The sequence below is a fragment of the Psychrobacter sp. genome, assembly GCF_041554015.1.
In the GTDB taxonomy this organism is placed as follows: Bacteria; Pseudomonadota; Gammaproteobacteria; order Pseudomonadales; family Moraxellaceae; genus Psychrobacter.
This window is the reverse complement of the sequence record NZ_JBFFMS010000034.1, coordinates 1-25362: the sequence shown is the minus strand read 5'-3', so window position 1 is coordinate 25362 and position 25362 is coordinate 1. Positions and strand designations below refer to the sequence as shown.

The window sequence follows — 25362 nt, the reverse complement described above, 5'->3', positions numbered from 1 at the left end:
TATTATTAATATAACGAATGAGGTTTTTTTGAGAGCTCAGTGTCAAAGACTGTATTACAAACGGTAAATGGTGATAAAAAAGACAACAGTCTACTATATCATTAAGCAATATTATAATAGCTAGGATGGCTACATCGACCACGATTTAAGTGTTCACAGTCAGTGTTTTATGATTTTATTTAGACATGATCATTTAAATAAAAATATTGATGACAATATACCTGACCATTGATACGTCACTATCGACCTATCGAGACAACCATCTTAATCAGATCAGCTGTGTTACTAAGTGGTAAAACGTTTTATAAAGGGAAAATTTATAGCGTTTGGTAAATTGATAACGTCTGCTCTTTTGACAGTACGTTTTATTGAATTAATTTGAAAAAGTAGGATACCCATATGAGCACCCTGACCACGAATCCAAGTGATGTTAAGTTTACGCCTTATGTACCTGCCAAAGACGAAGAATATATGTCTGATGAGCAGTTGGCACATTTTAAGGCCATGTTATTAGATTGGAAGCATCAGCTTATCGGTGAAGCTGATCGCACCAAAACTTATATTCAAGATGAGTCGAGCGCCATGCCAGACATCAATGATCGCGCCACTCAAGAAGAAGAGTTTGCCCTGACTTTACGCACGCGTGACCGTGAACGTAAACTCATTCGTAAAATCGAAAAATCTATCTTAGAAATCGAAAACGATGATTATGGTTTTTGTGAAACCTGTGGCGTAGAGATTGGTTTGCGCCGTCTTGAAGCCCGCCCAACGGCGACTCAGTGCATCGACTGTAAAACCTTATCTGAGATTAAAGAGCGCCAAAATCAAGGTGCTTAACCTCAGCTAGCTAAAAGAAGACATCCATAACGTCAAGATAAATACAAGCGACCATTGATTGGTCGCTTGTTGCGTTTGGGATTCTGACCTTTTATATATTGCTTTATATAGGACTTGATAGCTATTGACACGTCACTAACAAAATAGGCATATTTAATAAATATCTTTTTATCTCTATATTTATTACTCTAGTCTTTTATTTACTGATATTCCCAACTTTGAAAACCATTTATACGCCTATGCCAACTCCAGTCGCATCGTCCTCACAGCCTATTGGTCGTTTTGCCCCCTCACCTACCGGAGAGCTTCACCTTGGCTCATTAACGACCGCGCTTGCCAGCTTTTGTCATATCAAATCTATCGGTGGCAAATGGTTATTGCGCATAGAAGACACGGACATCGAACGTTGTGACAGACAGTTTACTGAGCAGATTTTGATCGACTTAGAGGCGCTTGGGCTCAACTGGGATGACGATGTTATTTTTCAATCTGAGCGCATTGATATTTATAACGATTATGTCTCGTCAATATTGCGTCCTTTGATTTATGGCTGTCAATGTTCACGTAAGCGCTTAGAGTCTTATTGGGCGCAGCAAGAGCAGCAAGCATCAATGATAAATAAAGACTTATCCATTGTTGACTTAGATGCTGATGACAAACAGGCAGGCAACCATCTACCCGCTAATCGGCAGCGCTACCCACGGTTTTGCGTTGATAAACAATTAAATCCTACGCAGCATAAACTGCGTATCCAGCTGCCCGATTACTGTATTGGATTTAATGATGGTATTCAGGGCATACAATGGGACAATCCGCAGCAGACGCTAGGAGATATGGTGGCGCGGCGTCAAGACGGCATGATTAATTATATTTTGGCGGCAAGCCTTGATGATGGATTACAGCAAGTCACCCATATCATGCGTGGTTTGGACATCTTACCGATGACCACTGCCCAAATTAGTATCATGCAAGCGGCGCGCTTACCGACGGTCAGTCACTGGTATCATCTGCCTTTGATATGCCATTCTGATGGTCAAAAACTTTCCAAGCAAAACCTTGCACAGCCTATCGATACCCGTCATCCAAGTAAATTACTGGCGTATGCGCTAAAGCTATTAGGGCAACCGGCAGTTGAATATGACTCGCCGGATCGTATGCTCAATCAAGCCATTGCCCAGTGGGATAACACCCCACTACAAGGCAGACAAGCTTTAAACATGCCCACTATTTAACAAAAAACGCCGCTATAAGCGACGCTTTTTAAAATCAGAAACACTTATTAATAATAGCGACACTGGCTTTTTTCAATCTCAGGGCTTTCTTTATAAATCTTTAGGAGCACCGCCACCATTACAAGGCTAATCAGCATGGATGAGCCACCATAACTAAAGAACGGCATCGTCAAGCCTTTGGTTGGTATGGCGCCCATATTCATAGCAGCATTAATAATGGTCTGCGCAATAAACACCACTGCGATACCAAAAGCGGTATAGCTCATGCGCATCTGTCGACGTTTTAGCGCGGTATAACTGATACGCATGGCACTACCAATAATCAGTGCCTCAAGTATGAGAATCATCGTCACCCCAACGAAACCCAATTCCTCGCCCGTAATAGCCAATAAGAAATCCGTATGCGCTTCTGGTAAATGTGACAGTTTTTGCACACTTTCACCATAACCAACACCGGTAAACTGACCTCGACCAAAGGCAATCAAGCTACGCGCCAGCTGATAATCCGTATCTTGTACATCATCAAATGGGTCTAGAAAAGACATCACCCGCACCAATCGGTACTGTACCGTCGCAACCATCAATACGGCGCCGCCCACCGCAACCGCGCCCAAGGCAATAAACTGCTTATAGGGCGCACCAGCAATATAAAAAATGGCAAACACCATGCCGATAATAACCACAAAGGAGCCAAAATCCGGCTGCGCTAATAGTAAGAACGTTATCATGCCAACCACCAACGCAATCCTTAAAAAGCCATCCCAGCCGTTACGAACTTCAAATGAACGTCGTACCACAAAGTCTGAGACAAATATAATCATGACAAGCTTTGCAAGCTCTGCAACCTGAAAGTTAAAGCCGCCAAGAGTCAGCCAACGTTTTGAGCCATTGATGGGCGTACTAAATAGGGTTGCAAATAGCAAGACTCCGGTAATGGCTAACAGTATAAATTGGGTTTCGGTTTTATATAGGGTCTTTAAAGATACTACTCGGTAAGAAACCGCTGCGATAACGAGGCCAATACCCATGTATAGAAGCTGATTGTAGAAAAACTTTAGCTCCGTCATGCCGCGGCTGAGTGCAAAAGGAATAGACGCGGATGCCACCATTAATAGGCTCAGTACCAATATACAGCCGACGCTAGATAATAAAATCGCACGCGCAGATGGCATAGACAAAACGCCATCTGAGCCGTTAGGTTGTTGAGATTGAAAAGAAGAACGAAAGAGAGAAGAGAGCGCCATAATTTTATATACACTAGCAAACGAGAAAAACACGGCGTTTATGCAACGCCACCGTTTAAAAATTAAAAAAGATATTGTTCAATAGACCTAACTAACCAGTTGCTTACAACCTACGCAGTGTCGACAAGAAAGTCTTCAATCCAGACTCAATAAAGCTTCTCCTGTCTCTGCTATAAGCCCTAATCCTAGACCATAGTGCTTATATTTGACAGTAGCAGCAATTTATAAGCAAAACAATCATTTATCCAAAAAACGCCTGCCGTATTTACGATTATAAAGCGCAGGTTACATAATGTTGTAACAAGGCACTTTATGTGTCTGAATATTATGATATAAAAGCTTAGTTTTACCACTTATATCAGAAGCCATTAAAACACTGCTTTTAAGACACGGCTTTTAAGACACTGCGTCGAGCTGTTTAACAAGGTAACTAAAGTGCTCCCCGCGCGCGGCAAACCCTGTAAACTGATCGAAGCTTGCACAAGCAGGAGACAATAGTACTGCCTGTACTTGCGATAAACTACTTGTCGTGACTTGTTCAATTATCACAAAAGCGTTGTCCAATGTGTGGCACTGGTGCAGGCTGACCTCATCGCTAAGACCCGCCGCCCGTAAATGCTGCTCAATTTGCTGACCGTCTTCACCGATAAACAGCACATGACTGACATATTGATTGATAAAAGGCGACAGCTCGCCAAACTGCTGACCTTTACCTTGACCGCCTAATATCAATAACAATTTACCATCTTTTGGTGCGTAAACAGCACCCAAGCCTTCAACAGCCGCCATGGTTGAGCCAATATTGGTGCCTTTAGAGTCGTTAAAATAATCGATGCCGGCGATAGTAGCGACATATTGGCAGCGGTGCTCAAGCCCTGCAAACTGTTGTAAGGTGTTCAGCATACTGTCAAGCGGCAGACCGGCAAGCTCACCTAATGCCAACGCTGCTTGGGCATTTAGCAAATTATGACGGCCTTTAATTTTAAGTTTGTCTGCGGATAATAAACGCTCTGTACCGCGTGCCAAATACGTTTGTCCGGCGGTATCTACGATTAGGCCATACTGCCCTTTATCGGGAGCATGAATACCGGTACTCAGTCGCGGCAAACTGTCTGAAACCAGTGGCCGAGTCAAAGCGTCTTCACGATTGATCACCACCGATTTGGCACCTTGAAAGATACGGTGTTTGGCTTGGTGATAGCCGAGCATATCGCCATGACGGTCTAAGTGATCAGGCGACATATTGAGGACGGTTGCGACCTGCGCCCCTAAATTGGTAACGGTTTCTAGCTGAAAGCTGGATAACTCTATAACTGCCAGCTCCATTTTATCATTACTTAATAAGCTCAGCGCTGGCACGCCAATATTACCGCCTACGCCAACATGGACACCAGCATCCGCTGCCATTTGTCCGACCAACGTGGTCACAGTACTCTTTGCATTTGAGCCTGTAATCGCAATAATTGGCACCGTACATGCTTCACAAAACAGCTGAATATCGCTGACCACTGGAATATTTGCCGCCCGCGCTGCTGCAATCGCCTCATTCTCTAAAGAGATACCAGGACTGATGATAATGCGTGCTGCTTGTTGTAACAGCTCTGCATCTATTGCACCAAATTGTCTGATGCCAATAGTAGCAGGCAGCTTATCTACCAACGCAGGGTTTTGTTGTTGGTCAGTGACAGCAACTTGATAACCCTGTGCAGCCAAATAATGCACGACTGATAATCCCGACTGACCCAAACCAACCACGACTTGTAAGCCACTGCCTTTATGAAGTAACGTTTCTGTTGCGGTGCTAGCGGTCATGGCTTTTCCTTTTATGGGATGAACAAAATGGTATTAAGAAAACAGGCAATCAACATATTGCATTTATCGCCTGAACAATCTACTGAAAATGAATAGCATAATAACGGTATTAACCACATTTCGGTATTGATTTTTCAATACTTGATACTATGATACGGCGGTTCTTATATTGAGTGGCTAATGCTATAATAGCGAGCTTAGCAAGCATCACTATATTGATGATGACTTTAGCCTATTATTTTAGTTTAGCATGTTGCCATGTTTATCATATGACTGTCGCCGCTTATTAGCAATATTTCATCTTGTGCTAATGGCTTGACGGGCATACGCCTCATTATTTTTTGGCATGAATGGTTTTATAATTTTTCTAACAGCTTATCTGTTTTCTTCTACCGCAAACCATGATTGCGGGCACGGTTTTATCATTCTATAAACGTTTATCACAATGCAATCATTCTATCACTGAATAATGATTGCCTTTTTGTCTCCAACCATATGCAGTTTACTTATGACATCTTTTTTTGGTAATTTACGTGAAGAGTGGTTTTCTAATATTCGTGGCGATACCTTATCAGGTTTGGTCGTTGCTCTGGCATTGATTCCAGAAGCCATTGCCTTTTCTATCATCGCTGGTGTCGATCCAAAAGTCGGTTTATACGCATCATTTTGCATCGCAGTCGTTATCAGTTTTGTTGGTGGACGTCCGGGGATGATTTCGGCCGCCACTGGTGCGATGGCACTGGTCATGGTGGACTTGGTCGCTGAGCATGGGCTGCAATACTTGCTTGCGGCAACCTTGTTGTGCGGTGGTATTCAAGTCGTTATGGGCATCTTAAAGCTGGGGAATCTGATGCGGTTTGTATCACGCTCAGTGGTTATTGGTTTTGTCAATGCATTGGCGATTTTGATATTTGCCGCCCAGCTACCTGAGCTTAACCCTGCTACTGAACGCGTCGGTCTGACGGTTTATATAATGACTGCTGCGGGTTTGGCGATTATCTACTTATTTCCACTCATTCCTAAAATTGGTCGCGTTATTCCATCGCCACTGATTTGTATTGTAGGTTTGACAGCGGTTGCCATGTATATGAATCTTGATATTCGTAACGTTGGTAGCATGGGCGACTTGCCAGATTCATTACCGATGTTTTTGTTACCTGATATTCCACTTAACCTAAATACCTTGCTTATCATTGCACCTTATTCTATCGCGCTTGCCATCGTCGGCTTACTAGAGTCTATGATGACAGCGACCATTGTCGATGAGCTGACCGATACGCCAAGCGATAAAAACCGCGAATGCCGTGGTCAAGGTATTGCCAACGTGGTCTCAGGATGTTTCGGTGGTATGGCAGGCTGTGCGATGATTGGTCAGTCAATGATTAACATAAAATCGGGCGGTCGTACGCGTCTATCAACGCTTATCGCGGGTGTGGTACTGCTCATCATGGTGGTATTCTTGAGCGATTGGGTCAGCTTGATACCGATGGCAGCACTGGTAGCTGTGATGATTATGGTCTCTATAGGCACCTTTAATTGGCAGTCTATCCGTGAATTTAAAACCCATCCTATGTCTTTTAATATCGTGATGTTGGCAACGGTACTGACCACCGTCTTTACTCATAATTTGGCTTATGGCGTGGGGGTTGGTGTGCTGATATCGGCTTTAGCCTTTGCCAATAAAATCGGGCAATTTTTGACGGTATTTAGTGAATATGATGACAGTAGCAATACTCGTTATTACTATGTGCAAGGACAAGTCTTCTTCGCCTCTACTACCCATTTTTTACAAAGCTTCGATACCAAAGAGGCATTAGACAATGTCCATATCGATGTTAGCCAAGCGCATTTTTGGGATGTAAGCGCAGTAGATACCTTGGACAAGCTGGTCATACGCTTAAAGCGCGAAGGTATTGAGGTCAAAGTCATTGGACTAAACAGTGCCAGCCGTACCCTTATTGACCGCTTTTCCATTCATGATCGCCGAGATATTGGCTTATTGGATTAAACCTGTATGTATTATCAAGCTGATATAACCTTCTTGGTTATTAATCAGTAATTATATTGGTATATAAAATCAAGTTGGGCGGTTGAGCGTACTATCTCGACCGCCCAGCTTGCATTTTAGTGATTGAAATGATGTGATGCCTTTATGAGTAATTTGAAGCCAGATAGTGTGATTGCCTGTTTAGACTGCCCAAATCATGTGCAAGCGGTATTGGAAGCCAGTATGTGGGCGTCTATGCGCTTACAAGCCCCCATTGGATTGCTCTATTCAGTGCCAAGCTTACAGCAAAAAGCGGCCGTTGATTATTCAGGTTGCCTCAATATTGATGATGAGAATACCTTACTTGATCAATTTACTACCAAAGAGCACTTAAGTAATTGCGAACTAAAAGCACAAGGTAAGCTGCTGCTGCATCAAGCAAGCAATTACTGTCAACAGCAGCACCATAAAGTAAAAACCTATACCCTACATCGGCATGAGAATCTCGATGCAAGCATTGACTATGTCGATACTCAAGCGCAATTAATTGTGATTGGTCATCATGTTACTACTAAATCAACGTTAACTCAGCTGGTTCGCTCAAGCCTCTGCCCCATTTTGGTGACTCATGCACCATTTTTGCCCCCTAGCAGCGCCTTATTTGCGTTTGACAACAGCCCTACTGCGCACAAAATGCTCAACTGGCTATGTAAAACCCCTTTAGTCCGTACGTTAATGGTTCATATCGTCATGATAGGTAAAGAAAACTCTGAAAATTGCGACGCCTTACGTGAAGCCTACGCGCGTCTGAAACAAGCTGGTATTAAATGCAAAAAAACCTTGCTCGACAGCCGCGATGTCACTGCAGCTTTAACTTATTATCAACGCGATCATGATATCGGTCTGCTGATGACCGGAGCCTTTGCCCAGCCGCGCCTGATTGAGCTGCTTAAAGGTAGTGATACCAAAAAACTGCTGAGTAGCACGACGACTCCGTACCTCCTATTTCCAAAGGCTTAGCCCTCAACCTCCCTCTACCCTTTTTATATCAAGGCTAAAGACTTATCGATAGAGGTAACCATCTTCCTATCGATAGGCCTTTAGCCTTTGCCTTTCTTAGCAGTTTTTATCTGCTAGCCTCTTTTAGCAAATCATCACAGGAAATACGACCATAGCCGCCCCAAGCTCTTGAAAAGTTGGTTATAATAAAGTCCTCGTTCATGTAACGTTAAAGGTTAATCTGCTGTTTTCTATAGAGTAAGAGGCTGTTTATCGTCGCTTTATCAGCCGTATCTTTATGCATCACTTGCATGATTTTTGAGTAAATACGCCCGATGCTACCTTCCCCCTTGAGTAGCGTTGGCACAATTCTTGAATGACTTACTGTGAGCATAACAACGATATGGTGTGGCAAATGGCAGTTATTAACCCGCGACATCACCCAAATAAGGATTTTTTATGAAGCTAATCACTGCGATCTTAAAACCATTTAAGCTCGATGATGTGCGTGAAGCGCTTTCTGACATCGGTGTTAAAGGTGTTACCGTCACTGAGGTCAAAGGTTTCGGACGCCAAAAAGGTCATACGGAGCTCTATCGCGGCGCTGAATATGTGGTGGATTTTCTGCCTAAAGTAAAAGTAGAGGTGGCAGTGATGGATGAAATGGTTGAGCCTGCTATCGAAGCCATTACGCGCATTGCTAGTACCGGCAAAATTGGTGACGGCAAGATCTTTGTGACCAATCTTGAGCAAGTCATTCGTATCCGTACGGGTGAGACAGGTCCTGACGCTATCTAAGCAAGACCTACCTATAAACATCGATTTATAGGTTATCTCGATTTCTGTATTGCATATATTCAAGGGGGAATTAACATGCAAAATCAAATCTTTGAGCTCCAGTACGCCCTAGATACGTTTTACTTCTTAATGTGTGGTGCGCTTGTCATGTGGATGGCTGCGGGCTTCACGATGCTAGAAGCGGGATTGGTACGCTCAAAAAACACGGTTGAGATATTAACCAAAAATATTGCGCTTTTTGCGACTGCCTGTACCATGTATATGATATGCGGTTACGCCATCATGTATGACGGTAATTTATTTCTGACGGGTATTGCAGGTACTGAAAGTTTGGTCACCGATGCCTTAGCTGCCTCAGCTAAAAACGGCTTTAATGGCGATGCTGTTTACTCCAGCGCATCTGACTTTTTCTTCCAAGTGGTCTTTGTCGCCACCTGTATGTCTATCGTTTCAGGCGCGGTCGCTGAACGTATGAAGCTATGGTCATTTTTATTGTTTGCTGTGGTGATGACGGGCGTCATTTATCCATTAGAAGGTAGCTGGACTTGGGGTGGTAAGGAGGTCTTTGGCTTATATAGTCTAGGTGATCTAGGCTTTTCTGATTTTGCAGGCTCTGGTATCGTACATATGGCAGGCGCTGCTGCTGCATTATCGGGTGTACTCCTGTTAGGAGCACGCCTCGGCAAATACGGTGCCAAAGGTGAAATACGCGCCATTCCTGGCGCAAATCTGCCATTGGCAGCACTTGGTACCTTAATATTATGGATGGGTTGGTTTGGCTTTAACGGTGGCTCAGTATTAAAGCTTGGTGATATCGCTAGCGCCAATTCCGTCGCTGTTGTGTTCTTAAATACCAATGCCGCCGCCGCTGGTGGGGCGATTGGCGCCTTACTCATCGCACGCCTTATCTTTGGTAAAGCAGATTTAACCATGCTCTTAAACGGTGCATTGGCAGGTTTGGTTGCTATCACAGCAGAACCTTTAACACCCTCAGCATTACAAGCGACCTTATTTGGTATGACTGCCGGTGTTATCGTGGTCTTATCCATTCTACTATTAGACAAAATCAAGATTGATGATCCTGTAGGTGCAATTTCTGTCCATGGGGTGGTCGGTTTATTTGGTCTGCTCATTGTACCTTTGACCAATCCGGCAGCGTCACTACTTGGTCAGCTAGCCGGTGCTGCCACTATTTTTGTATGGGTCTTTATAAGCAGCTTAATCGTTTGGAGCATGATCAAGTTCGTCATCGGATTGCGTATCTCTGAAGAAGAAGAGTATCAAGGTGCTGATATTGCCGAATGTGGTATGGAAGCCTATCCAGAATTTATAAGATAGTAGACATATTAGTGACTATGCTTTGAAAATGATGCAGTCCTGCTGGCAGAAGTTTTAAGCTTTCTGCCCGCGCATTGCACACTGCTTGTAACGAGCATTTATCCTAGTAAAGCCCTATCTGGCTCTCACTTCATTTGTTTCGGTATGACTATGTAATTGGCAACTTAAAATTACTTTAAACAGAAATATAACAACAGATACCATTAAAAATCCCGCAAGACTTTTAGGTCATGCGGGATTTCTTTATCTTAATTAAAACTGAGCTTAATTAAGAGGCGTACATTAATTTAGTCATTAGCGTAAACTTATTTCTTTTTCCACGTTTGGCTACGTGAGAATGGCCCTAAGTGACCTTTTAGATCAAGGCTGTTGCCTTTTAAGTTAGCCGTCAGTTTGTAAGTTTTGTTTTTTTCAGGATCAGTGATCTTACCACCACTATATTTACCATTGCCATCAGCTTTTAGCCCAGAGATAATCGTCATACCAACATGCTTCTGACCTTTCTCTGACACAGTACTGATAAGCTTACCTGTCAAAACACCATTTGATTCAGTGATTTTGACCACACCTTTTGGCTTGCCTTCGTCATATGTCTGCCAAGTAGTATTGGCCAATGGATCGGCAGCAAATGCCATGCTTGCTAAACTGATACCAACGATTGCTAATGTAGTTTTTGCGAATAGTTTCATAAATAGACTCCCTTCATTCAATGATTGCTAGAAACGATATGTTTCTGTTGTCCTCAGCTTATCCTTTGCCAACAATTTTTTATTACAGCATATTAGCAATATATCCAGCTTTCACTTATCAATACAGTAAACCCTGAACAACCACTGTAGCTTTTATAAAAAATCTGGACCGCATAAGCGTTGTCTTGACCCATTATAAGCAATTTTAACCATTTGCCTAGTAATTTTTTTATAGTTTATTATTTCTATAAAATCAAAACTATATCAATAAGTTACAGGAATGGATTGTCTATAATTTCGCCCGATTGGTCATCTTTTTCCTTTGACTTAGCCTTATTATTACTATAAGTATTATTTGTTTCAAAGGCGTTTAAAATTTTACTACTAAGCTCATATAACTGCTTTGCCTGCTCATATCCGGTATCATCTAATACCAGATTAATGTCGCCATATATAACAATTTTGTCTTCTTGATTTTCAATAACCAGCTCACCAATCTGCATGCTTTGGTGATTATTCGCAAATGGGTCAATCATTTGATTCTCCTTTTTCTACAAATTGCATCTTACAGCATATATCAGAACAAGATAATCTTAGTAAAATTAAACGATTTATGCCTGCAATTGTGTCATAAGCCACTCAAAGATTGCCACCACAAACAGTATCCAAGTAGGCTCTTCTTGGGTTGTTTCGGGCACATCAACAGCATCACCTGCTTTTAATGGTAAATCCAAGGCTTGTGCTTTGGTTTTTGCATCAAGTATTGGCAGTACGTCGATGCCAGTTTTGGCGGTTAATTCATCAATACTGATAATCTGTATACGCTCAGATTCGTCGTTGGGCGCATAATATACCCCTGCTTGATTACTGGCTGGAATATAAACGGCTTTAAAAAAATGACTCGGAACCAGTACCCTTCCTGCCAATTGCTTGGCTTTTTTATCAGTAAATGCCACCCCTGTAATGCTATACACTTCACCATATTGCTGCGTTAGATAGCGGGTAGCCGATTCAATATTGCGCCAAATATAGCGATTATTTCGCGGTGATTGCGGCGCGATATTGGCAAGGCTAAAGCTATCATACTGCTGACTGCGATTTGCCATATTTCCATTGGGCGCTAAATGTCCGCGATCATAACCTGAGCCTGAATAGTCTGAGAGCTTGGCACGCATGGACTGTGGTAGTCGACTTTCTTCATGAAAGCTGTCTTCACGCTCGATTTTTTTGGCTTGCTGCAAGCGCTTACGATCCAAATGTTCCGCTGACCAGAGCGGGGTCCGTGATACACCTGAGTACATCACAGCAAACCCATCCATACAGAGTGCTTGGGTATTATTACTCAGCTTTTTATTGCTGAATTCAGGATAGACGCCGCCATAGAACGATTGGCTACATTGGCTCAGATCATCAGCCTGTGCCGACGATACCCCTAGTACGACTATGAATACCGCCGCTATAACCTTACTTTTCGCCAATAACTGATCTCTTAAAAAACTTATCATGCACCTTTCAACCGTTTATATCTATCATTAGGTATGCCCTATCGTAGCAGGCGTCTGTCAATAAAGAAAGATGATGCGCAAGCCGTGACATTTTAAATGCTATCCGCTATACTAACTCCTGCAAAAAATCAGTGCCTGTGTGCAATACACGGTATTTGAAAGCTTGAAGCCTAAAGCAGATCAATGATTTGTAGAACATTTAGGTAAGTATGATGCAAAACGGTGAAGTGGGTGAGTGGCTGAAACCGCACGCCTGGAAAGTGTGTATACGTTAATCGCGTATCGAGGGTTCGAATCCCTCCTTCACCGCCAATCTTATTCTGCTTGATCAAATCCTTAGTTTTTTTATTCTCTCTTACCCGATACCAAAATCCCTTACTTGTGAAGCTTACAGCTTCTATTTAGCGTATTTTATTCCCCCAGCTTACCCCACAAAACCAATAGTCGTATTGGTTTATACAATTGCGGCAATCTATCTATCATAAAGCACTAAGGGTTATTTTTTAGAATCTATTCAGACACAAGAGCTATTAAAAACTTTCATTCCGTTCACTCAAAATTCAATATTTTTGTCGCCTAAAATTATTGAGGCTGGATTCCTATTTGTAACTTATAGTCGCCAGCATATTTGAGATTACTATTGTTAGGATTTATGCGTATTCTAGTGCCTACTCCAACCCAACAGTATCGTATTCTCCCATTAGTAAAATACTGCCCTTTTTTATCTGCATTTGCATGATATAAAGAAATGTCAGCTACAAACTCTTTTGCCGGATCAATGTCAGACTTCAGTTTTGCTCCAGTAATCTTGGCCAAATTAGATCCAGATGTATCTGGAGTAGCAAATCCGGATAGAGGAACTGTTTGAAAAACACTGGGATTGCTTCTAAGATAATTTAGTATTGACTGATGTTGACCCCCGCTACCACTGCAATCGTCATTATTATTTGTTTTTGTATAAAAGTTAAATAAGCTTGGTGACCCGAACTGTCCATCTGTATTAGGGAAATTTGCGGATAGGCTATTAAAGCTTAAATCGATTAAATTAAATCCTGCAAGGTTGATACTTCCCCCTAACATTGCAGTCTGAATAGTATTCCCTTTTGAGATAACTTGGTTACCTCCAGGTACTAAGTCTGTTGCACTGGGTTTAAATATCAAAGCTGTAGCCGGAAATTCCTGCTTGCAAAAGTAGATAGTTTTGGCGGTATTAACAGTATTAGCTTCAATATTAATACCAGCCGTATCAGGACACGCCGCGAATGCTAACTGTTCAAGTAAACTAGCCAGCGTCACTATGCCGATTTTTGACACATATTTGTGATAGTGAGTAGTGAAAACAGCTTTAGGCATAAGGATCTCTGGTTTAAATTTTTTATTATTTTGAATATAACATTGAGCAGCTGATTAGCAAAGTTACGTCTAATATCTATAGTGCTTTTTGCAACGGTAATGGCTGTAATGACAGCTGCATCACAAAATTGTCAGCGACCTCTATAGATTCAGCTTTGTAACCTTTAGCTTTAAGCCTATAAGTATTCGGTGCTAGACCAAATGTCTGAAAATATCCATAGCTACCAGTAGTGACACTTTGTATAAGGGTATTACCTTGATAAATGTCAATCACAACCCCTTCTTTGGCATCAGCAAGCTTACCTGAAACACCGTAAGACTTTTCAAGCCGAACTGGCACCGAGGTAGGCGCATAATTGCTGACTCTTATGCGCGGGGTCGGCAGCTCGCCAGCACTGTACTCTAGCGGTAGATTTTCAGCATCCATGGTCAAGGTATAATCCCCCGCCTTGATATTACTGATCAAGTATTGACTATGGTTTGCCTGCGTACCCAGTAAACTGGCTTTTACTTGTTGATTGTCCAGCTCAAAGCGCATGCTTTCGTGATCTATGGGTGAGTCGGTATGATGGTCAATATCTACTACCACACTTCCTGCGTTTTGGCGTGGATAATTACCAAATTGTAACCGTTGTTTGGGGGCTTTAAACATATCAAAAGACAACTTGGCATATAGATAATTATTCTGCGTCCACGCTGGCAATAGGCCATCACCTATTACTGAGTCGCCAATGATTGAGTCATCATAGCGACTGCTGGGTATCGCATCTACATAACGATGCTTATAACCCAAACTAAAGGTGACCCCGTTACGATGCGTCAGTTGCCAATCGGCCAGCCAGCCTACTTGATTGTCATATAAACTATAACCGATATTAATTAAATTATCGGTTGCTTGAGCCCCTATCGTACTACTACCAAAAAAATCGTTTGCGTCAAAGCGGTAGCTGACATCACCTTGGTATAGCCATTTGCTATATCCGCGCAGCAGACTGGTCGATTGTCCCAAACTGGTATTATTATTAAGCTGATGGCGTATGGATAGTGTATTGCTGAGGTTGTCACCAGATAACCCTATGGTATTGCGCGTGCCCGTACCATAAGAAGCTTCTGTATTAGCCCGCTGTCTATAAATATCTTGCCACAACAAGCGATAGCCATAGCGATCACCACGGCTGTCCCAGTTAATGCCACCATTTAGCGCATCATTGAATCGGTGATTGATACTGGTATAAACGTAGTAGTTATCTGAGTCTACTCTGGTATAGGACAGCTCATCATAATATTGATTCAGGTTAACGGTGGTTTTATCACTGGGCTGATAATTAAGCAGTAATTGATGCCGTTGGTCAATCAATGACGCTGTTGGTGCATTTTGATCTGCTTGATTGCCGTTCTGCGAATAGGTATCCTTACTAATGCCCTCGTACTGTCGGACTTGGTACTGATAGTTCGCCCACAGTTTTTTATGCTGATACTGTAGCTGAGCCTGCCATAGATCTTGGACGGGTGTGCGTGCATAGCTAATGTCAGCATTGGTATAAACGGATGGGCTAAAGTTTGCTCCAGCGTGCCAAGATAACAAATCATCCTCTTGCAAATTTTGGACATTATTATTGACGCCGCCGCGCACTGCTAAGCGGTTATTGATACCATATTCTGCATAGAGATGCGCTGCCGTCTGGCTATTATCCTCATTGCCACTTCTATTATAGCTGTACCTTGTCTCACTATTAATCAGATTGCCCGTGCGCCCAATACCTGCTTCTATTATTAGCTCATCAGTGGCGGCATTGGTACGACGTTTTCCAAGTAAAATAGGTCGTATCTCAAGAGGCTGACGGGCCAATGGATAAGCATAGATTGCCATCTCAACCAAGGTATCTGTCAGCACCAATTGACTGACGTCAAGGTTCAAAAATTCATAGCGCCCATCTAGCCCAATCTGTACCCGCGCAATAGCTCGCCCATTAATCCGTAGCTCTGCAACACCGCCAGCCTCGCCTATGCCAGTCAGATGCTGATAATCTTGGCTGGTATTCTGTAATAGACTGCGACTGTCATCATCAAATTGGGATAAATGACGTACAATATTATGATTACTATAGGCAAGCAGTGCACCGGTAAATTCAGCGCCTGACGTCTGTGCGCCTTGACCTAAAGAGTTAGGCTGGTTAATACCAAGGCGTGTGGCTAGGCGTTCCCCAGATTTTGCCCAGTATAAATTATCTATATTCCAACCATCCCAGTCTGAAGGCAGATAAGTGAAGCCATCTAAGGCAGTTTTCCCAAAACCATCATTATTAGGGAATTTGTCTTCGTTAATATTTCTATACTTGTCAGCATTACTGTCATCATAGCCTGTGGCTTTGATACCCCACACGCCCCCTAACCCATAACCATAAGCACCAATATCGGCATACATTTGGCGACTAATCATTCGCACATTATTTTGATTGGTACTGTTTTGACTAGCATTACTCTCGCTGGCACTTAGCGTACCATTAAAAGATAATCCCAGCAGGCCAGCTCGACTAGGACGATAGTCGATAGGCAAAGTACCAACAACATTATTATCGGTTTTCGCAGCGGGATTTTGTGATGGGTGCCACCCCATGTTAAGTTTGATGGCTAAGTCTTGCTGACTGTATTCTGCGATAATACCCAACTGCTTTAACGTATTAAGTGCTAAATATTGTTGCCCTTGATACGACAATACTTGGTTAGCAGCCAGCTGGGTATCACCTATAGGGGTACTAACTTGATAACCGTGATTATTAGTATTGTTATGAGGGTCATTACTATTACCTTTACTGTTAGGTGAGAAGCTAACAGTAGTTAAGCGACTTAAATCATCGGTAGACAGAAAATACTGAGCGTTTTTATTATTGATTGCAGTATCAATATTGGGATCATATAACACATCTAAACTGTCAAGCTCTTGTCCATTGATGAACACGCCAACTAAAGCAGGAAGCAAAGACTGGCTATCGGTAGCAAGTAATGCCAGTGATTTTGGACTGGACGTTATATCACTATTCGTATTTATTGCTATAACAGGCACTTCAGCGAATGCTAGTGAGCAGTAGCTGCCTACACATGGCAAAGAGGCCAAAATCATCAGACGTAAAGGTGAATATCTCTCGATCATAACTGCTGCATACAACCCGTATTATTGGTGTAGATAGTCGTATTAATGTTATCTAAACTCAGCTTACTAGACATTAAGTGCCGGCTTATTGAATATTAATGGCGATCGGTAACCCGTAACGAGAGCCTATCTCCAAAGTAACTCCTCTGCCATCAGCATCATAAGTAAGAGATTTATCAATTTGTTGTTCAATTGATAACATCGCGTGGTGCTGACCTGCCTTGAAACTCATTGGTAAACGTATCGACATACGTACTGTCTGATAGCCACCAGCAGGAATAGTAAATTGAGTTGGATTAATCAAAGTCCACGGCCTTAGTGTACTCTCACTAGGCTCGATAGGTTTACTTTTCTCATCCATATCTATCAAGCTTAGTTTGATACTCTTAGGCTTGCTGCCATAGTTATATAAGGTCAAAGACTGATTGAAATTACTCAAGTTTTTATTTTGCGTTAAGGAGACGGTTTCAATAATACGTGAAGGTGAAATCCCCAATTGTGCAGGTGGCAACTCCTTTTGACGGTCATCAGTGACGACCATCTTGGCTTGACCTTTATCATCTATAGAGTTATGGATAACCAGTTCAGCTTGAGCAGACTGTGAAAAAATCAATATCGTCAATACAGGCGCAGTAACCGCCAAACTAGGTAGCAACATGGTCAATTTCTGGCTTGGATAAATAGATACTCTCATCTGTTCAACTTATTATCTTAGATTACTGACGGTTTGTTTGGTAGCGCACAAAGCAAGTTTTTAAATTTGGCTTTGAAATAGGCTGTGAATGCAAAAATACCAGCAATTTCAGCTGGTATGTTATCGCTTGTTTGATATCAAGCTGATATTCACTAATACAAAATCCAACTATTGATTAGCTTGCAGAAAGGCCAGTCAAGGTTAGCAAAAAAGTATCAGTAGCGTTAGCTGACTCAGCTGCTACACCAGCTATACCACGAGTATTATATTCACCAGAGTTATTAGCGTTTGTAAGATCCAATTTAAACTTAATATCTCCTTGTACTCCCTTCCAGCCTGAAGGAATGGTCATTGCTGTAGCACTACCACCAATACCTGCACCCGTAGAAGCTAGTCCTGCTTCACTAACAGTAATAGTAGATGTCTGATTATTTACATTCTTGAGGGTAGCTTGTTGTACCGATAAGCCAAGTGTAACATCACCGCTAGATATACTGCGTACTGCCCAAGAATTCTTTAAGGTGACATTTGCTGAAGCACTAGAAACGAAAGTATCAGGAATACTAGAATTAACAGCAGTACCTTCAATTGTATAAGCACCTTTCCCTAAAACATCAGTCAGGTTACGAGTAGTAGTATCACTAATTTCACGAGCATCACTGTCGTTGGCAGCTGTAGGAGTGACGACATCCGTTAATGTTAAATGCGCATCATCCCAATGGTAAAGTACCAAAACTTCAGGGAGTGTGACGCGAAAATCGGTAGAACCACTCACCGATGCTGCTGATGCCACTGAAGCAAAGGATAAAACTAAACCAGATACTGCTAATTTTCCAAAAATATTCATCATACGAAACCTATAATTTATACTGTTATGATTTGATACTCATCAATCTTAAATATTCGAATAATTAATAGAAAAGCAATTGATGACTCATTGAGTAGCAATATATATAAAAGCAATGTTCTCAATTGCTTAGTGCACGCAGTCTATTACAACAGCTTAAGAGAATCAAAAGTAAACAGATGAGCGGTATATTTACAGTAATGAACGGCAATATTCTCGTCTTTATGAAATCTAACTTACAAATTTTTGCTTTTAATCTAGATGTACATTTGGTCAGATTTCTTATCCACTTACACCAATACAGCTTATCCATGCTATCAACTCTAAACTTAACTTTCACTTTACCTCTATTCAAGTCGATAGGCGCTGTTGTGCAATCATATGTTGATCAGTATAGATTTTAATCATAACTTTACTAAAGTTAGTTTTCTTGGATGATAGTTTTAGTATTTTTATCGTTTACAGGCTCATGATGAATGCTCCATCATAAAACTGAAACAGTCTATATCATTAAATGGTTTAGGGAGATTATCCTTCACCCTTGGCGTAGAAACTGTATCTTTCGTAGTAACAACAAGCAGACGTCATCTGAAAACAAGGTGCGCTATCATGGCAGCAATCGCTAAATTATCGCATGCCTTGCTAGTATCTAAATACTGCCTAAACCCATATCAACATAGAAAATCCATTGACTATATTGCCTATAAACAAGCGCCCCTTTGTGCCAAAAAATTTTATGATGCCAATACGAGTGCTACTTACCCTTATCGGCAGTGTCATGATTGTCGATTGTGCGATTTTAATAGCAGTAGGTAAGATAAATTTTGGTTCGGTGGCACCCTTTTTATTGGGTATGATATTTGTTGCTCATGGTATTTTTTGGCGTAATATCATAAGGTTTATCTATCAACACCGCTGGTTAAGCTATTTTTGGTACGGGCTATGGATGATATTTTCTATCTGGCTGCTCAGCTTTGGCATGTTTATTTTGGCGTTACAGCAGCAGATGAAACAAGGTGCCAGCTCTGTACCTGAAGTTACTGCCATCATTGTGCTAGGGTCAGGTACGGTCGCAGGCAAACCCACACCAACCTTAGCCAAACGCTTGGACACGGCCGCGCCTATTATCCACTCGCAAAAAAGCGCATTGGTCATCACTAGCGGTGGCATAGGTTTTGGTCAAGCACATAGCGAGGCCAGTATTATGGCAACCTACTTGTATGATACGTACGACATTCCTATGAAACGTATTTTGCAAGAAGGTCGAAGCACGAGTACGGTAGAAAATCTTATTTATAGCCAAGAGCTATTAGCAGCAAAAGGGATTTCTATTAAATCGCCTATCGCTATCGTGACCAGTGACTTTCATACTATTCGCGCCGCAACCATTGCTCGGCATCAAGGTTACGGGCAACCAATTATGCTCGCCAGCCCTACTCCGTTATCCATCCGCTACAACGCGTGGTTTCGAGAGTACTTTGCCTTTGTCAGTGGTTGGATTTTTGGAGAATACTAGACAGCCTGCTTATGGCTTACATTGTCGACTAGTTGAAGCGATTGATACTTCTTAGATAAAAAATAATAATAAGGGACGCTGTTATGATCGTAGATATTTTGTTGACGATACATTTTATTCTACTGATACTGATTTCTTTACGGGTTTTATCTCGCCATGATTTGACCTCATCTGCTAGATTAGCATGGATTGTCATCTTGTTTATTTTGCCTTATTTTGGCGTGCTGATTTACTGGATGTTTGGTGAAGTGCATTTAGGTCACGACTTTGGGAAAAAACGCGACGATATTATTCAGCGATTACATACTCACAGTCCAAGCGTGCTTGGTCATGAATCGACGTTAGAGAAGCTGATCAAGCCGGCTTATCAAGCTTCCTTTGCCTATGCTACAAAAGCCACTGGTTTCCATACTATGGCGGGTAATCAAGCAGAGCTGATGGCAGATGCAAGCGAAACCCGCAGACGTATGATAGCCGATTTTGATGCAGCAACAGACCATATCCATGTGCTGTATTACATATGGCTCGTCGATGGTATGGGTATTGATACCGCGCAAGCACTTATCCGAGCAGCAAAGCGCGGCGTTACTTGTCGGGCGATGGTTGATGGTATGGGCTCACGAAAGTTGGTGAACTCAAAGATATGGCAAGAGATGAAAGATGCTGGCGTACAGGTCAGTGTCGCTCTCCCACTGACTAACTTTATAAAGGTGATGTTATTTAGCCGAATTGATCTGCGTAATCACCGCAAGATTACCGTTATTGATGGCAAAATCGGCTACTCAGGAGTCGTAACTGTGCCGATCCTGAATTTATGGTAAAGCCAAAATACGCGCCGTGGGTTGATATTATGCTGCGTATCGAAGGACCTGTCGTTGCACAAAATCAGATGCTATTTGCCAGTGATTGGTTGATTGAAAATCCAGATACTGCGCTTGATAGTTTTTATTATGACAGCACACCAAAGCCTAATGGCTTCCCTGCCCAAGTTTTTTCAGATGGTCCCACTCAGCGTCACGGTACCACGCCGCAGTTCTTGGGTGCTTTGATTAGCCAAGCTCAGGAAACGCTGATTATCTCTACGCCGTATTTTGTACCAGATTACTCACTGGTGAGCATTTTATGCGCGACCGCCTATCGCGGGGTTGAGGTGACGATGGTTTTTCCAAAACATAATGACTCCTTTATCGTTGCCGCGACCAGTCGCAGTTATTATTGGCAATTGCTCGAAGCGGGGGTAAAAATCTATGAATACAAACCAGGCTTGTTACACGCAAAGACCTTGACGATCGATGGTGAAATTGGCTTGATTGGCTCGACCAATTTAGACTTGCGTAGCTTTGATTTAAATTATGAGAATAACATTGTCTTTAGCGATACAACGTTGACCGCAGATATCATTGAGCGCCAATATCAGTATATCGCTGACTCAGACGAAGTGACGCGTGAAGAGGTCAAAAATTGGTCATTATCTTCTAGGATATGGCACAACATCATTGCTACCATGGGACCTGTTTTATAAGCTTAGGTTTTATAAGATTATAGTTTATAAAATCATGACTAATACGGCTTTACCTTACGCTTATAAAGCAGCAGGCTGTGCTACTGGTGTTTTTTGTAAGACATATACAACAAACTTCGCTTCAGTTGCAAAGGTGTCAGTTGCAACTGAAGCCAGTAATGCTTGTCGTTTTTCACTACGCGCTCGGTAGGCGTAAGGGGTCATCGTGAGCAAGTCGGACAAATCATCGGCTGTTAATTTTAACTCAGTACGGATTTTATAAGTAGTGAGCAGCGTAAAATATGGCGCTAATTCCTGCAAAAACTTATCAGAATCGTGCTCACGGACGCTATCAAATAACGCCTCACGCATTGTTGCTAAGTGCCCGATATCCGGCTTGGCAATGATTAAATAGCCTTCATCCCCTAATACCTCATTAAATGCGTCTGGCAGAATGGGACTAAAAATACTGCTAATACCTGTCACGCTATGCGCTCGTAACGGTAAATGAGCGGCACTGGTTACCAATGGATATATCAATACTGTTTTAGAGCTGGCACCTGATTTCGAATCAGATGCTGGCTTTTTTTGATACCAAAGACTATTTTTGGCTTTACTCGCCTTTGCAAGCTCTACTATGGCAGGCTTACTAATATCAGCTGCTATCAGGGCGTCCATGCCTGTCTGAGCCATTGCCTGAGTGTAGTAGCCTTCACCACATCCGATATCCAGCCAATTGACCGATGTACTCGTTTGCTTAGAGGGCAACGCATTCTTTGCTAACAGTTCTGCCATTTTTTGGCAAATCAGTGCCCGTAATGGCTGATAATGTCCTGCATTTAAAAACCGTTTGCGCGCCTCGATAGATGCTTGGCTATCACCCGGGGCTTTAGATTTTTTTTGTTGGACAGGTAACAGATTGACATAACCTTGACGCGCCACATCAAAAGGATGCGTGGTTTGCTTTGGGTGCAAGCTGCCATCACAGCGCCATGTATCGGCAGCTGGTTGCATAGGGGATTGGCAAAGGGGGCAAATAAATAAGGACACAGATATCTCAACGTCATAGCAATATGGCTGCCATTTTATCAAAGTTCATGCTTCGTCAGGGATAAAAGGCTTAAAAGGCATAAAAAAGCCATCACAAATTGTGTGAGATGGCTTTTTATTGATAGCTTATTGACGACTTAACGCAGTTTTAACGTCATCAATCCAAGGATGACAAGGATAATAGCGATAATCCAAAACCTTGCCACCACTTGCGTTTCTTTCCAGCCAATTTCTTCAAAGTGATGATGCAAGGGAGCCATACGAAAGACGCGCTTTTTACGCAGTTTATACGAGCCAACCTGTAGCATGACCGATAGTGCTTCGGCAACAAATAAACCACCCATAATGGCAAAGGCAATCTCTTGACGGGTCATGACCGCAATCGTACCCAGCATTGCGCCGAGTGACAGTGCACCGACATCACCCATAAACACTTGCGCAGGATGGGCGTTAAACCATAAGAAGCCAAGCCCTGCACCAATCATCGCACCGCAGACAATAATCACCTCAGAATTATAGGCGATATAGGGTACGTGCAAGTAATCCGCAAAACGTACGTCACCAGACACATATGCCATCGCGCCCAAACCTGCTGCAACCAAGACCACCGGCAAAATCGCCAAGCCATCCAAACCATCGGTTAAGTTGACCGCGTTAGAGGCGCCATTAATCACAAAATAGGTAAAGATAATAAAACCAATACCAAAGGGCACCGCTGAAAAAGGAATCATCCAATCTTTAAAAATTGGTAGCAGCAAATCCTGCATCTCACGCGTGGTTGCGATATCTGGCTGCAAAGTGGCGATATAATATAAAGACACACCGACGAATAATGCGCCCATGGATAGCCAAAAATATTTTTTGCGAGCGATTAGACCTTTGGGGTTCTTGTATTTTATTTTGAGCCAATCATCTGCCCAGCCTACCGCACCAAAGATAACCATGACGATGAGCAAAATCCAGACATATGGATTATTCAAACGCGCCCAAAGTAACGTCGATACCCCAATTGCGCTCAAAATCAGCACGCCACCCATAGTCGGCGTGCCCGTTTTGGCCAAATGCGACTGCGGACCATCGTTACGAATCGCCTGACCATACTTAAGCGCCCGCAGACGCTGAATAACGCGATTACCAAAAATCATGCTAAAAGCAAGGGCGGTAATGACCGCTAGTAATGCACGCAGCGTTAAAGAAGAAACCGCAGAAAACGGCGTATAATACTGGCCAAGCCAGCCAAACAACCAAACTAACACCGCCTACTCCTCGACTAGCGCATTGATAAGGGTTTCCATCGCCATGGAACGAGAGCCTTTAAACAGCACCGTACAAGGCTGAGCCTGTTGCGCTTGCAAATACGGCTGTAAATACGCTAATAAACTGTCTTTATCCGTAAAAGCATGGGCATTGATGTCAGAAATCTCGCGCGCGCCTGCGACTGTATAAGGCGCATATTCACCAACACACAGCAATACATCGATACCGGTGGTCGCAATCGTACGCCCCAAGCTTTGATGCTCGCTAACCGCCGCCTCTCCAAGCTCCGCGATATCACCAAGTACCATCACTTGCGTGCCCGTTTGCGCCGCCAAGACTTTAGCCGCTGCACGTACCGAATGCGGATTGGCATTATAGGTATCATCGATCAAACGATGCATACCGAGTAATTGGCTGTTTAAGCGCCCCTTAGCAGGACGAGCATTTTCTAGCCCGACCACGATGTCACTGATATCGATATTCAAGGCATGGGCGCAAGCAGCAGCGGCTAAGGCATTATTGACGTTGTGCTCACCCGCTAATGGCAGATTGATATCATGGACTTGGCTGCCAATATGCAGTTTAAATTCACTGCGCTCAGGCTCGACATCTAAATGGCTGGCACTGACATCAGTATTACCAAAGCCAATCACATGTGAAGTATACTTTTCAGCGATACGGCGTAATTGGTTGTTAAAATCGTCTTTATCAGGGACAATCGCAAACTGGCTGTTATTCAAGGTATGATAAATCTCAGCCTTGGTTTGGCAAATCCCTTCTCGGCTACCAAACTCACCCAAATGTGCCGTACCAATATTTAAGATACACCCTACATCCGGCTGCACAATCTCAGTGGTATAAGCAATCTCACCAATATGATTGGCACCCAATTCTAAAATAGCATAGCGATGATGATCGGATAATTCGAGCAGCATCATCGGTACGCCCAAGTCATTATTTAGGTTGCCACGGGTGATAAGGGTTGGCGCTAATCTGCCAAAAATACTACCAAGCATCTCTTTACAGGTGGTCTTACCGCTAGAGCCAGTAATAGCAATGATGGTTAAATTTTTATGCTGCTGACGACGATACGCTGCCAATTGCCCTAACGCTAAACGGGTATCGCTCACGATGAGCTGAGGAATACTATTGGCATTAGCTGTAGTGATGGGACGAGAGACAATAGCCGCAACCGCACCTTGGGCGATGGCAGTATCGATATAATCGTGACCATCAAAATTATCACCCGCTAATGCTAAAAAGATATCGCCAGGTTTTATCGTACGGGTATCGGTGGCGATACGAGTACTCATGACATCATTTACTGACGTGTTTTCTGAATCGGATGGATCTTCACTCAGTTGCCAATGTCCACCCAGTGTTGCGGTTGCTGCGAGCAGATTGTCTGCTCGCCAAACATACAGCCCTTGCGACTGAATGCTGTTATCGTTGTCGGCTGTCATAATGATTACCTTATATATGATGACTACTTATCTTTGATATTTGAGAATGTATGTTGTTTAAAAAGTATAAAAAATGAGGCGCAGGCGTA

At 42.7% G+C, this 25362-nt stretch carries 21 protein-coding genes and 1 tRNA gene; 10 read left to right on the top strand and 12 right to left on the bottom strand.

What is annotated here, in order from left to right; genetic code table 11:
• Positions 1–399: 399 nt before the first annotated feature.
• On the top strand, positions 400–837 hold the full coding sequence (gene dksA / locus ABYU67_RS09300; protein WP_372844722.1) for an RNA polymerase-binding protein DksA: 438 nt from the start codon (positions 400–402) through the stop codon (positions 835–837).
• A gap of 239 nt (positions 838–1076) precedes the next feature.
• Complete coding sequence (gene gluQRS / locus ABYU67_RS09295; RefSeq protein ID WP_372844721.1) at positions 1077–2069, top strand: tRNA glutamyl-Q(34) synthetase GluQRS; 993 nt, start codon at positions 1077–1079, stop codon at positions 2067–2069.
• Between the two features lie 47 nt (positions 2070–2116).
• On the opposite strand, the gene ABYU67_RS09290 is transcribed toward gluQRS, so the two are convergent.
• Complete coding sequence (locus ABYU67_RS09290; protein WP_372844720.1) at positions 2117–3241, bottom strand: FtsW/RodA/SpoVE family cell cycle protein; 1125 nt, start codon at positions 3239–3241, stop codon at positions 2117–2119.
• Between the two features lie 468 nt (positions 3242–3709).
• Positions 3710–5125 (bottom strand): UDP-N-acetylmuramoyl-L-alanine--D-glutamate ligase, encoded by a 1416-nt coding sequence (murD, locus tag ABYU67_RS09285; protein WP_372844719.1) that lies wholly within the window; start codon positions 5123–5125, stop codon positions 3710–3712.
• A gap of 508 nt (positions 5126–5633) precedes the next feature.
• Between murD and ABYU67_RS09280 the strand changes: the two genes are divergently transcribed.
• The 4 genes from ABYU67_RS09280 to ABYU67_RS09265 all read left to right on the top strand — a co-directional run bounded on the left by ABYU67_RS09280 (position 5634) and on the right by ABYU67_RS09265 (position 10247).
• Entirely contained in the window at positions 5634–7133 is a 1500-nt protein-coding gene (locus ABYU67_RS09280) for a SulP family inorganic anion transporter (RefSeq protein WP_372844718.1), read from the top strand.
• A gap of 144 nt (positions 7134–7277) precedes the next feature.
• A complete protein-coding gene (locus ABYU67_RS09275) occupies positions 7278–8132 on the top strand; it encodes a universal stress protein (RefSeq protein WP_372844717.1) in 855 nt (284 codons plus the stop codon).
• Positions 8133–8570: 438 nt separating this feature from the next.
• Positions 8571–8909 carry a P-II family nitrogen regulator gene (locus tag ABYU67_RS09270; protein ID WP_011514651.1) on the top strand — a complete coding sequence of 113 codons (339 nt, stop codon included), beginning with the start codon at positions 8571–8573 and terminating at the stop codon, positions 8907–8909.
• Positions 8910–8984: 75 nt separating this feature from the next.
• Complete coding sequence (locus ABYU67_RS09265) at positions 8985–10247, top strand: ammonium transporter (RefSeq protein WP_372844716.1); 1263 nt, start codon at positions 8985–8987, stop codon at positions 10245–10247.
• Between the two features lie 305 nt (positions 10248–10552).
• On the opposite strand, the gene ABYU67_RS09260 is transcribed toward ABYU67_RS09265, so the two are convergent.
• The 3 genes from ABYU67_RS09260 to ABYU67_RS09250 form a co-directional block, all read right to left on the bottom strand.
• Complete coding sequence (locus ABYU67_RS09260) at positions 10553–10936, bottom strand: DUF2147 domain-containing protein (RefSeq protein ID WP_372844715.1); 384 nt, start codon at positions 10934–10936, stop codon at positions 10553–10555.
• Between the two features lie 272 nt (positions 10937–11208).
• Entirely contained in the window at positions 11209–11472 is a 264-nt protein-coding gene (locus ABYU67_RS09255) for a hypothetical protein (RefSeq protein WP_372844714.1), read from the bottom strand.
• Between the two features lie 75 nt (positions 11473–11547).
• A complete protein-coding gene (locus ABYU67_RS09250) occupies positions 11548–12441 on the bottom strand; it encodes a DNA/RNA non-specific endonuclease (RefSeq protein ID WP_372844713.1) in 894 nt (297 codons plus the stop codon).
• Positions 12442–12662: 221 nt separating this feature from the next.
• Here ABYU67_RS09250 and ABYU67_RS09245 point away from each other — a divergent pair.
• Positions 12663–12753, top strand: a tRNA-Ser gene (locus tag ABYU67_RS09245).
• Between the two features lie 270 nt (positions 12754–13023).
• Here ABYU67_RS09245 and ABYU67_RS09240 read toward each other — a convergent pair.
• From ABYU67_RS09240 to ABYU67_RS09225, 4 genes are all read right to left on the bottom strand, one after another.
• Positions 13024–13794: a hypothetical protein gene (locus tag ABYU67_RS09240; RefSeq protein WP_372844712.1), complete on the bottom strand. Its 771-nt coding sequence runs from the start codon at positions 13792–13794 to the stop codon at positions 13024–13026.
• Positions 13795–13870: 76 nt separating this feature from the next.
• On the bottom strand, positions 13871–16945 hold the full coding sequence (locus ABYU67_RS09235) for a hypothetical protein (RefSeq protein ID WP_372844711.1): 3075 nt from the start codon (positions 16943–16945) through the stop codon (positions 13871–13873).
• Between the two features lie 85 nt (positions 16946–17030).
• Positions 17031–17639, bottom strand: coding sequence for a hypothetical protein (locus ABYU67_RS09230; RefSeq protein WP_372844710.1), 609 nt, complete (start codon positions 17637–17639; stop codon positions 17031–17033).
• 175 nt (positions 17640–17814) lie between these two features.
• Positions 17815–18489, bottom strand: a complete 675-nt coding sequence (locus ABYU67_RS09225; RefSeq protein WP_372844709.1) for a hypothetical protein — start codon at positions 18487–18489, stop codon at positions 17815–17817.
• Positions 18490–19222: 733 nt separating this feature from the next.
• Between ABYU67_RS09225 and ABYU67_RS09220 the strand changes: the two genes are divergently transcribed.
• The 3 genes from ABYU67_RS09220 to ABYU67_RS09210 all read left to right on the top strand — a co-directional run bounded on the left by ABYU67_RS09220 (position 19223) and on the right by ABYU67_RS09210 (position 21524).
• Complete coding sequence (locus tag ABYU67_RS09220; protein ID WP_372844729.1) at positions 19223–20002, top strand: YdcF family protein; 780 nt, start codon at positions 19223–19225, stop codon at positions 20000–20002.
• 83 nt (positions 20003–20085) lie between these two features.
• Complete coding sequence (locus tag ABYU67_RS09215; protein ID WP_372844708.1) at positions 20086–20823, top strand: phospholipase D-like domain-containing protein; 738 nt, start codon at positions 20086–20088, stop codon at positions 20821–20823.
• Entirely contained in the window at positions 20817–21524 is a 708-nt protein-coding gene (locus tag ABYU67_RS09210) for a phospholipase D-like domain-containing protein (protein WP_372844707.1), read from the top strand. Before ABYU67_RS09215 ends, ABYU67_RS09210 begins: the two co-directional genes overlap by 7 nt.
• A gap of 60 nt (positions 21525–21584) precedes the next feature.
• On the opposite strand, the gene ABYU67_RS09205 is transcribed toward ABYU67_RS09210, so the two are convergent.
• The 3 genes from ABYU67_RS09205 to murF all read right to left on the bottom strand — a co-directional run bounded on the left by ABYU67_RS09205 (position 21585) and on the right by murF (position 25273).
• Complete coding sequence (locus ABYU67_RS09205; protein WP_372844706.1) at positions 21585–22517, bottom strand: putative RNA methyltransferase; 933 nt, start codon at positions 22515–22517, stop codon at positions 21585–21587.
• A 173-nt stretch (positions 22518–22690) separates the two neighbouring features.
• Complete coding sequence (gene mraY, locus ABYU67_RS09200; RefSeq protein WP_372844705.1) at positions 22691–23809, bottom strand: phospho-N-acetylmuramoyl-pentapeptide-transferase; 1119 nt, start codon at positions 23807–23809, stop codon at positions 22691–22693.
• Between the two features lie 3 nt (positions 23810–23812).
• Complete coding sequence (murF, locus tag ABYU67_RS09195; RefSeq protein ID WP_372844704.1) at positions 23813–25273, bottom strand: UDP-N-acetylmuramoyl-tripeptide--D-alanyl-D-alanine ligase; 1461 nt, start codon at positions 25271–25273, stop codon at positions 23813–23815.
• Positions 25274–25362 lie beyond the last annotated feature (89 nt).

Excerpts from the sequence above, each read along its gene's own strand:
- dksA (WP_372844722.1), top strand. The coding sequence starts at position 400 with ATGAGCACCCTGACCACGAATCCAAGTGATGTTAAGTTTACGCCTTAT.
- ABYU67_RS09230 (WP_372844710.1), bottom strand. The coding sequence starts at position 17,639 with ATGAGAGTATCTATTTATCCAAGCCAGAAATTGACCATGTTGCTACCT.
- ABYU67_RS09220 (WP_372844729.1), top strand. The coding sequence starts at position 19,223 with ATGATGCCAATACGAGTGCTACTTACCCTTATCGGCAGTGTCATGATT.
- ABYU67_RS09250 (WP_372844713.1), bottom strand. The coding sequence starts at position 12,441 with ATGATAAGTTTTTTAAGAGATCAGTTATTGGCGAAAAGTAAGGTTATA.
- ABYU67_RS09225 (WP_372844709.1), bottom strand. The coding sequence starts at position 18,489 with ATGATGAATATTTTTGGAAAATTAGCAGTATCTGGTTTAGTTTTATCC.
- ABYU67_RS09215 (WP_372844708.1), top strand. The coding sequence starts at position 20,086 with ATGATCGTAGATATTTTGTTGACGATACATTTTATTCTACTGATACTG.
- gluQRS (WP_372844721.1), top strand. The coding sequence starts at position 1,077 with ATGCCAACTCCAGTCGCATCGTCCTCACAGCCTATTGGTCGTTTTGCC.
- ABYU67_RS09265 (WP_372844716.1), top strand. The coding sequence starts at position 8,985 with ATGCAAAATCAAATCTTTGAGCTCCAGTACGCCCTAGATACGTTTTAC.
- ABYU67_RS09235 (WP_372844711.1), bottom strand. The coding sequence starts at position 16,945 with ATGATCGAGAGATATTCACCTTTACGTCTGATGATTTTGGCCTCTTTG.
- ABYU67_RS09275 (WP_372844717.1), top strand. The coding sequence starts at position 7,278 with ATGAGTAATTTGAAGCCAGATAGTGTGATTGCCTGTTTAGACTGCCCA.
- ABYU67_RS09240 (WP_372844712.1), bottom strand. The coding sequence starts at position 13,794 with ATGCCTAAAGCTGTTTTCACTACTCACTATCACAAATATGTGTCAAAA.
- ABYU67_RS09260 (WP_372844715.1), bottom strand. The coding sequence starts at position 10,936 with ATGAAACTATTCGCAAAAACTACATTAGCAATCGTTGGTATCAGTTTA.
- murF (WP_372844704.1), bottom strand. The coding sequence starts at position 25,273 with ATGACAGCCGACAACGATAACAGCATTCAGTCGCAAGGGCTGTATGTT.
- ABYU67_RS09290 (WP_372844720.1), bottom strand. The coding sequence starts at position 3,241 with ATGCCATCTGCGCGTGCGATTTTATTATCTAGCGTCGGCTGTATATTG.
- ABYU67_RS09255 (WP_372844714.1), bottom strand. The coding sequence starts at position 11,472 with ATGATTGACCCATTTGCGAATAATCACCAAAGCATGCAGATTGGTGAG.
- ABYU67_RS09280 (WP_372844718.1), top strand. The coding sequence starts at position 5,634 with ATGACATCTTTTTTTGGTAATTTACGTGAAGAGTGGTTTTCTAATATT.
- ABYU67_RS09210 (WP_372844707.1), top strand. The coding sequence starts at position 20,817 with ATGGTAAAGCCAAAATACGCGCCGTGGGTTGATATTATGCTGCGTATC.
- murD (WP_372844719.1), bottom strand. The coding sequence starts at position 5,125 with ATGACCGCTAGCACCGCAACAGAAACGTTACTTCATAAAGGCAGTGGC.
- ABYU67_RS09270 (WP_011514651.1), top strand. The coding sequence starts at position 8,571 with ATGAAGCTAATCACTGCGATCTTAAAACCATTTAAGCTCGATGATGTG.
- ABYU67_RS09205 (WP_372844706.1), bottom strand. The coding sequence starts at position 22,517 with ATGCAACCAGCTGCCGATACATGGCGCTGTGATGGCAGCTTGCACCCA.